The sequence below is a fragment of the Halocynthiibacter styelae genome (genome assembly GCF_016123485.1).
In the GTDB taxonomy this organism is placed as follows: domain Bacteria; phylum Pseudomonadota; class Alphaproteobacteria; order Rhodobacterales; family Rhodobacteraceae; genus Halocynthiibacter; species Halocynthiibacter styelae.
On the sequence record NZ_JADCKQ010000021.1, the window covers coordinates 33844 to 40877 of the forward strand.

The window sequence follows — 7034 nt, forward strand, 5'->3', positions numbered from 1 at the left end:
AGAGCGCCGTGGCCCGTGACCGCGCCCAGACTGAAACCTATGGCCGCCCGATCCGGCGAATGCTGGTGGGTATCCTGGTTGTCTTTATGCTTGCGATTTTCCTGATCTGGCGCATCGACAGCCCCCGTGTGGAACGTTTGCGCGCCCAGATCACGGATGTGATCTTGCCAAACATGGACTGGGCCATGGCGCCGGTGACCGGGATCAGTGAAATGATCGCGAATTTCCAGAGTTATCAGCGCCTGTATGAGCAAAATCAGGAGCTGCGCAGCGAACTCCAGGAAATGCGCGTCTGGCAGGAAGCCGCCCTGCAGCTTGACCAACGCAATGCCCGCCTGCTGGATCTGAACAAGGTCCGCCTTGATCCGCAACTGACCTGGGTGACCGGTGTTGTCACCGCAGACAGCGGGTCGCCTTTCCATCAGTCTGTTCTGTTGAATGTTGGCGAACGGGACGGGATTACCGATGGCTGGGCCGCGATGGACGGGCTGGGCCTTGTCGGGCGAATTTCTGGTGTGGGCAACCGGTCTTCACGCGTGCTGCTTCTGACTGATTCAAACAGCCGTATTCCGATCACCATCCTGCCATCTGGTCAGCGCGCGCTTCTTGCGGGGGATAACACGCCCGCCCCGGCAATTGAGCTTCTGGATAAACCTGATCTTGTGCGCCCCGGCGACCGGGTTGTGTCATCAGGCGACGGCGGTGTGTTTCCGGCGGATCTTCTGATTGGTCAGATTACGGAATCCCCCGGTGGGCGTCTGCGGGTTCTGCTGGCTGCGGATTATGAACGGCTGGAATTCCTGCGTGTGATCCGCCTGCATGAGGCCCCAGCCCTGACAGATCCCGGCGGACTTGTTGTAACATCTGATCCGACAACAGACAACGCAATACAGGAAGAAACCGACGACACAGCAGCCACCACCGGGGATGACAATGGTTGATCCGGTCAGCCTGCATCTCTGGAGCTGGCGTCTGCTGTACCCGCTGATATGTGCCGTGATTGTCTTTGCGCAGCTCATCCCCTTGCAAACCACCCCTATGGATATTCCACCGCCTGATCTGCTGATCGCCCTGACCTGTGCCTGGGTTGTGCGCCGACCTGATCAGGTGCCGGTTGTATCCGTGGCACTGGTGTTTTTTCTGACAGATATCCTTTTGCAACGCCCCCCGGGACTTGGCGTTGCACTGATGATTGTCGCAACCGAATTTTTACGTTCGCGCAGTCCGTTTATGCGCGAATTCCCCTTCCTCCTGGAATGGGGCGTCGTCACGGTCGTCATGATTGCCCTGGCACTTGGTGTACGGCTTCCTATGCAGATGCTGATGCTGTCACCACCGCCGTTTGACCTGAGTGCACGCGAGGTTCTTGTAACAACTCTGGCATATCCGGCATGCGCCGCATTCTGTCATTTTGTCCTGAAAGTGCGATACCTTCACCCCGGAGATCGTGAAAGCAGTGGAGGGTACGCCTGATGCGCCGGCCGCCAAAAGAGAATGAAGAAAGCACACGCGGGATCACCCGCCGGGGATTACTTCTGGGCACGGCCTGGCTTGCTTTTGGCACGGGGCTTGCTGCACGTATGCGTTATCTGCAGGTCGATCAGGCAGATCAGTTCCGCCTGCTGGCGGATGAAAACCGCATCAAAGACCGCCTGATCGCCCCTGCCCGCGGGCTTATCTGGGATCGCAATGGCCTGCCGCTTGCGACCAATGAACAGAATTACCGCGTGGTGATGGTCCGCGAAGAAGCTGGTGATCCGGAAGAAGCCCTGGACAAGCTTTCTGAACTTATACCGATGACGGAAAATGACCGGGCCAAAGCGTTGAAGGCCGTCATGGACCGTGCCCCACATGTGCCGGTTGCCGTCGCGGATCGTCTGACCTGGGAAGAAGTATCAGCGATCGCGGTTAATGGCCCGGCCCTGCCCGGCATCACGCCCGAAGTTGGTCTGTCGCGCAGCTATCCGGTCGCGGAAGATCTCTGTCATGTTGTCGGTTATGTCGGACCTGTATCTGACTATGATCTCTCCCGTATTGAAGATCAGGATCCGCTGCTTCAGATCCCCAAGTTCCAGATCGGCAAATCCGGGGCTGAAAATAAGCTTGAACGTCAGCTTCGCGGTCAGGCCGGGAATGTACGCAATGAAGTCAACGCGGGGGGCCGGATCATTCGCGAACTGGACCGGCGCGAAGGTATTCCCGGCGATAATATCCAGCTAACGATTGATGCACCTCTGCAAAACTATGTTCAGGCACGCCTTGCGGGCGAAGCGGCCTCTGCCGTGGTGATGGATGTGGAAACCGGTGATCTTCTGGCTTGCGGATCGGTCCCGACATTCGATCCGAATAAATTCGTGCGCGGGATTTCAGTTGCGGATTACGGCGAGTTGACCGGAAACCCCCTGAACCCGCTTCAGGGGAAAGCTGTGCAAGGGGCCTATCCGCCAGGTTCCACCTTTAAGATGGTCACAGCGCTTGCTGCGATGGATGCCGGTCTGATTGACACGGAAGAAACCATCTATTGCCGGGGTTACACCGAAGTTGGTGGACGTCGCTTCCACTGCTGGAAACATTCAGGTCACGGGAACATGAACCTGAACCAAAGCCTGCGCAACAGCTGCGATATTTACTATTATGACATCGCCCAGCGTGTGGGGATCGAAAAGATCAGTGAAATGGCCCGCCGTCTGGGCCTGGGGGAACGCCATGCGCTGCCCATGTCTGCGGTCTCTTCCGGCCTTACACCGACCAAAGCCTGGAAGCTGGAACGCCGGGGTGCAGAATGGGTGATTGGCGACAGTCTGAACGCGTCTATCGGACAGGGCTTTGTACTGGCCTCCCCACTGCAACTGGCTGTGATGACGTCCCGCCTTGCCACCGGGCGCGCCGTTGAACCACGTATTGTGAAATCGGTGAATTCTGTCGAGGTGCCGATTGAGGAACCCCCGGAACTGGGCCTGAACCAAAATCATCTGCGCGCCATTCGCCAGGGGATGTTCGCTGTCAGCAACAACCGGCGTGGCACCGCGTTTAGATCACGCATTGCTGCAGACGGCAAAGAACTTGCCGGCAAAACCGGGACAAGCCAGGTGTCCAACAACCGCGTAAACAACGCCAATGTGCCCTGGGAACAACGTGACCATGCGCTGTTTGTTGGCTTTGCCCCCTATGATGCGCCAAAATATGCGGTGTCTGTGGTGGTGGAACATGGTGGCGGCGGATCGAAAGCGGCAGCCCCTGTTGCCCGCGACATTCTGCTGTTTGCGATGTATGGCGGATTTCCACCAGAGGATGCCTATCCGTCTTCAGCACGCGCCAAAGCCCGCCAGATCCGCAACAACCTGGAACTGCGCGATTTCGACGCCCTGCGGGATGAAAGCAGCCAGGCATGAGTTATCTTGAATATCAGATCAAACACACGCCAACCGGGCTGCGCAAAGTTCTTTACCTGAACTGGCCTCTGATCGTTCTGCTCAGCACAATCTGTGGTGTCGGGTTTATGATGCTGTATTCTGTGGCCGGGGGTTCCTTCAGCCCCTGGGCCGAACCGCAGATGAAACGCTTTGCTATGGGCATGGTCGCCATGTTCATCGTTGCCATGGTGCCGATTTGGTTCTGGCGCAATATGGCGGCGGTCGCCTATCTGGTGTCCCTGTTGCTGCTGGTTGCGGTGGAGCTGTTTGGCGAAGTCGGCATGGGGGCGCAGCGCTGGATCAATCTGGGTTTTATGCGTCTGCAGCCATCAGAGCTTATGAAGATCACCGTCATTCTGCTGATTGCAGCTTATTATGACTGGCTGGATGTCCGCAAAGTTTCGCATCCCTTCTGGGTTCTGGTTCCGGTACTTCTGATCTTGTTGCCTGTCGGGCTTGTCCTGCGCCAACCGGACCTTGGCACTGCCATTCTTCTGATCACAGGCGGGGGCATCGTCATGTTCGCAGCCGGTGTCAGCCTGTGGTATTTCGCTGGCGTGATTGGTTCGGTGATCGGTATTGTTGTAGCAGTGTTCAAATCACGCGGCACCGACTGGCAACTGCTGAAGAATTACCAATATGGCCGGATTGATACGTTCCTTGATCCATCGCGGGATCCCCTGGGCGGTGGCTATCACATCACGCAATCCAAAATCGCCCTGGGTTCCGGCGGCTGGACCGGCAGAGGATATATGCAGGGCACACAGAGCCGCCTGAACTTTCTGCCTGAAAAGCATACAGATTTTATCTTTACGACGCTTGCAGAAGAATTCGGCTTTATTGGCGGCATTTCCCTGCTGGGCCTCTACCTGCTGGTTTTGCTCTTTTGTCTTGCCGCGGCCTTCCAGAACAAAGATCGTTTTGCCTCGCTGATGACCATTGGGGTTGCTGCAACTTTCTTCCTGTTCTTTGCCGTTAATATGTCAATGGTCATGGGGCTTGCACCTGTCGTTGGGGTTCCTCTGCCACTTGTGTCCTATGGCGGATCAGCAATGCTTGTCATTCTGGTCGCTTTCGGCTTTGTTCAAAGCGCATATATCCACCGACCCAGATAGGAAAACCATGTCTGTCAATGTTCTCTTCGCCGCCAAACAATCCGACTGGGCTGAATATGAAGGGGCACTAACAAAAGCACTGCGGGCGGTGGATGTTGAATTCACCCTTTCCGCCCACAGCGCGCCGCATTGTACACCGGATGAGGTCGATTATCTTGTCTGGTCGCCAAACAGCCCTGTGCAGGATTTCACCCCCTACAGCCGCTGCAAAGCAGTGCTGAGCCTCTGGGCCGGGGTCGAACGTGTGATCAACAATCCAACCCTGACCCAGCCCCTGTGCCGGATGGTCGATAAGGGCCTGGAAGACGGTATGGTCGAATGGGTCTGCGGCCATGTGATGCGTCACCACCTGGGAATGGATGCGCAGATCCTCGGGCAAAACGGAGAATGGAAACCCCATTGCCCGCCGCTGGCGCGGCAGCGTCAGGTGACGGTTCTGGGGCTGGGGGCACTTGGCAGTGCCTGTGCGCGGATGCTGCGGCAGTTTGGGTTTGACGTAGCGGGCTGGTCCCGCCGCCAGAAAGATCTGGAAGGCATCACCTGTTTTTCTGGCGAAGACGGACTGCGCGATGTTCTTAAGCGATCCGAAATCGTCGTGCTTCTGCTGCCAAACACCCCGGAAACCGAAAACACTCTGAACGCAGAAACCCTTGCCCTGATGCCGCGTGGTTCTTTCATTGTGAACCCTGGACGCGGCCCGTTGATTGACGATGATGCGCTTCTGGCGGCGCTGGGCAGCGGACAAATCGCCCATGCGACCTTAGATGTTTTCCGCATCGAACCCCTGCCCGGCACACATCCTTACTGGACACATCCAAATGTCACGGTCACCCCGCACATGGCGGCTGAAACCCGGACAGACACTGCGTCAGAAATGGTTGCCGAAAACATTCGCCGGGGTGAAACCGGCGAAGGTTTCATCAACCTCGCAGACCGGAAAAACGGGTATTAAACCGCCCCGGATACGGCTTCCAGACTCATCCGGGCTTTGGTCAACACAAGGCCCGGGTTCGCAGAACTGCGGCAGATATAACAAAGCACCTGATCAGGCCAGGCCTTGGATCGCATGAACACATGCAGCAGGTTGGAACTGAAAATGATAATTTCCTGGAAGTAATGTTCATCACTTCCAGTGCCACCGGTTGCCTCATTGAACTTCCGGCCGAATTCCGTGACGCTCGCGCCCTGAAACAAATCCGCGGCTGCAGCCGCCAGCGTATCCAGTGTATCCTGCGAATGTTCCTCTGAGGTTTGCACCCCCAAAAGCATTCCGGATGTCATATCGATATAACCCGATGCCAGACATTCAGGGATTGTCTGCATCGATGTGTGAAGCGCCGCGTCCAGAGCCATTGTGATCTCGTTCAGTTGTAGGAAAGTGCTGCTCAGCACACCCGTAAATTTCTATGTTATGTTTTCTGGTTGCCCCCAAAAAGAGCAACCGGAATTCTCAAATGATCAGGTCAGGAAATCCCAGCCAGAAACAGATTTCGCCCCTGCGTTGGTCGCCACAGGCATTTTATCTGCATCCGCAACTTCCTGATCTTCAGGGGCCGGAACAGACTGTACCTGCAACAACCTGCCAATCGCATCAATCACACCATCTACATCCGTGGGCCTGTCCGCCCCTGATGTCAGTTCAGTCCAGATTTCAGCAGCCGTTAATGGCCCGGACTGTGCAGGCGGATCTTCAGAATGGATCACCTCTGCCGGCGCCTCACTGATATCGCTCTCTGCCGTCAGCACATTCCCGATCATCATTTCTTCCGAAACGTCTGTCTCCGGTGGTTCTGGTTCAGAATGGTTCTGCTCGTCTACAAACAGGGACAGGTCCAGAGACAATTCGAGATCCTCTGGCTCGCCCTCAGCCTCAGGGGCTTCAACCATCTCTTCGACCGGTTTTTCAGTCACATTTTTCACGACATGCGAAAGAATTTTATCAAAGTTGACCTCTGGAAGCTCCGTTTCCACTGGAAGTTCCTCAATCTCAGGCTCTGATGCAGCAATCAACGGCGCTTCGACCACTTCTTCTACACGGCTTTCATTACCAAGAATTAAGGCCAGATCAGATCTGTCTGTCACGTCTGGTTCCGGCTGCTCCGGCGGCTGTCGGTCATTTGCCGGAATTTCCTGGCGCATCTGTTCAACAAGCCCCTGTTCGGGCGCTGGTGGTTTCGGCTGCGCGGCCTCTGCAGTCTGCAACAATTCCGCCCGCAGATTCTGCGCCTCTCCGGAATGGATGCGGCGAGGCTCTGCAGCCTTGTCACGCGATACCCGCACGGGACGACGTGGCATCGTAATTCCCGGTGCGCGCGCAGATGCCGGTTGCTCTGCAGGCATTGCAGCCGGGGCAACAGCACCGGAGACATCTTCTTGCCTTTGCGCTGCGATTTGAATTCCTGGTGTGTTTTGGTTTGGTTTGTATTTTTTCAGTTTTTGTTTTTTGTTTTTGATGATGTCGTGGGTTGCCTCGAAGAGGGCGTCGACGAATTTTTCGCCTCCGCTT

7 protein-coding genes are annotated in these 7034 nt (G+C 56.2%); 5 read left to right on the forward strand and 2 right to left on the reverse strand.

Annotated elements, in window-relative coordinates; all coding sequences use genetic code 11:
• Positions 1 to 8: 8 nt before the first annotated feature.
• Genes mreC through H1D41_RS17810 form a run of 5 tightly spaced genes read left to right on the forward strand, consistent with a single transcriptional unit; the run spans position 9 to position 5480 of the window.
• Positions 9 to 941 (forward strand): rod shape-determining protein MreC, encoded by a 933-nt coding sequence (gene mreC, locus H1D41_RS17790; protein WP_228850187.1) that lies wholly within the window; start codon positions 9 to 11, stop codon positions 939 to 941.
• Positions 934 to 1473, forward strand: coding sequence for a rod shape-determining protein MreD (locus tag H1D41_RS17795; RefSeq protein WP_228850188.1), 540 nt, complete (start codon positions 934 to 936; stop codon positions 1471 to 1473). The genes mreC and H1D41_RS17795 overlap by 8 nt, the downstream gene beginning before the upstream one ends.
• Positions 1473 to 3392: a penicillin-binding protein 2 gene (mrdA, locus tag H1D41_RS17800; protein WP_228850189.1), complete on the forward strand. Its 1920-nt coding sequence runs from the start codon at positions 1473 to 1475 to the stop codon at positions 3390 to 3392. Before H1D41_RS17795 ends, mrdA begins: the two co-directional genes overlap by 1 nt.
• Positions 3389 to 4528: a rod shape-determining protein RodA gene (gene rodA / locus H1D41_RS17805; protein WP_107495170.1), complete on the forward strand. Its 1140-nt coding sequence runs from the start codon at positions 3389 to 3391 to the stop codon at positions 4526 to 4528. Before mrdA ends, rodA begins: the two co-directional genes overlap by 4 nt.
• 7 nt (positions 4529 to 4535) lie before the next feature.
• Positions 4536 to 5480: a 2-hydroxyacid dehydrogenase gene (locus tag H1D41_RS17810; protein ID WP_228850190.1), complete on the forward strand. Its 945-nt coding sequence runs from the start codon at positions 4536 to 4538 to the stop codon at positions 5478 to 5480.
• On the opposite strand, the gene H1D41_RS17815 is transcribed toward H1D41_RS17810, so the two are convergent.
• Positions 5477 to 5881, reverse strand: coding sequence for a hypothetical protein (locus tag H1D41_RS17815; RefSeq protein ID WP_107495172.1), 405 nt, complete (start codon positions 5879 to 5881; stop codon positions 5477 to 5479). The genes H1D41_RS17810 and H1D41_RS17815 overlap by 4 nt on opposite strands.
• A 105-nt stretch (positions 5882 to 5986) precedes the next feature.
• Positions 5987 to 7034, reverse strand: a 1048-nt coding sequence (locus H1D41_RS17820; RefSeq protein ID WP_228850191.1) for a hypothetical protein, incomplete at its 5' end; no start/stop codon positions are given.